The organism is Protofrankia coriariae (assembly GCF_001017755.1).
GTDB classification, from domain to species: Bacteria; Actinomycetota; Actinomycetes; order Frankiales; family Frankiaceae; genus Protofrankia; species Protofrankia coriariae.
Window position 1 is genome coordinate 104,164 of record NZ_JWIO01000005.1, and the last position, 1,216, is coordinate 105,379.

The 1,216-nt window shown below is 75.7% G+C and carries 2 protein-coding genes (1 of these 2 cut by a window edge); both read right to left on the bottom strand.

Annotated elements, in window-relative coordinates; translation table 11 throughout:
• Positions 1-937, bottom strand: partial view of an ACP S-malonyltransferase gene (locus tag FrCorBMG51_RS05095; protein WP_235433322.1) — the 5' portion only. It extends 566 nt beyond the left edge of the window; the window shows 937 of its 1,503 coding nt (coding positions 1-937); it begins with the start codon at positions 935-937; its stop codon lies off the left edge, out of view.
• Complete coding sequence (locus tag FrCorBMG51_RS33535; protein ID WP_420848577.1) at positions 934-1,188, bottom strand: acyl-CoA carboxylase epsilon subunit; 255 nt, start codon at positions 1,186-1,188, stop codon at positions 934-936. The genes FrCorBMG51_RS05095 and FrCorBMG51_RS33535 overlap by 4 nt, the downstream gene beginning before the upstream one ends.
• Positions 1,189-1,216: the final 28 nt, after the last annotated feature.

Genomic DNA, 1,216 nt, shown 5'->3' on the forward strand with positions numbered 1-1,216 from the left:
CCGGCTCGACGAGCTGCCGCCGCAGCAGCAGACGCACCTCCTCCGCCCGTCGGACGTAGCCGCCGGTGACCGCGCTGAGCACCGGCAGCTGCGGTTCGGCGAACACGTGCCGGTCGAGCTCGGCGCCGAACTCGGCCTCGATGTCGCGCATCAGGGAGCAGTGGAAGGGCGCGCCGACATCGAGCCGCACGATCCGTTCCGCGCCGGCCCGCGCCGCCAGCGTCTCGATGTGCGCGACCGCCTCCGTCAGGCCCGAGACGACCGTCTGCCCGGGGTCGTTGTAGTTGGCGATCTCCACGACGCCGGTGCCGGTGACGTCCCGGCACAACGCCTCGACCCGCTCGGCCGGCAGCCCGATGACCGCCGCCATCGCGCCCGGGGTACGGCTGCCGACCTCGGCCATGAGCTCGCCGCGGCGGCGCACCAGGCGCAGCACGGACTGCGCGTCGAGCACCCCGGCGGCGGCGAGCGCCGCGTACTCGCCGAGGCTGTGTCCCGCGACGCCGGACGCCTCGAAACCACCGGCCCGCAGCACCTCGAGCACGGCCAGGCTGGTCGCGGCGATCGCGGGCTGGGTCACGTCCGTGCGGCGCAGCTCCTCCGCCGAGCCCGACACGCACAGCTTCGTCAGCGGGAGGCCGAGGACGTCGTCCGCCATTGCGAAGATCCGGCCCGCGGTGTCCGGGTAGCGCCTGACGAGGTCAGCCGCCATGCCGGGCCGCTGGGAGCCCTGCCCGGGGAACATGGCCAGACAACGGGTGCCCGGTACGCGCTCCCCCGCAGCCCCGCCCGCGGTCTGCCCCGCCCCGAAGGCCGGTGCCTGTGGGACCTGCGCGCCGAGGGCTTCCGCACGGGCAACTTCCGCACGGGAAACTTTCGTGTCGGAAGCTTTCGCGTCGGGGCGGTGGACCGTGGCTGTACCGGGGATCCGGGTCATCTCGGGGTTCTCCCTTCCGATCGGTTGGCGGGTGCGCCGTGGAGGCCGGGCGCGGACGGCCCGGGTACCACGCGCGGGCCGGGCCCCCAGGCACCGGGCACCGTGCGCGCCACGACAGGCTGCTCGTTGGACCACGGCCGCTGCCGGCTCGCGGGCCTGGCCGGGACCGGCGGCACGGCGGCGGCCGTCACCACCCGCAGCGCGATCAGCACGGCGGCGAGCTCCTCGCTGGTGGGGTGGCCCCGGGTCACGGCGATCGTCGCGGCCGCCGGCCCGTCC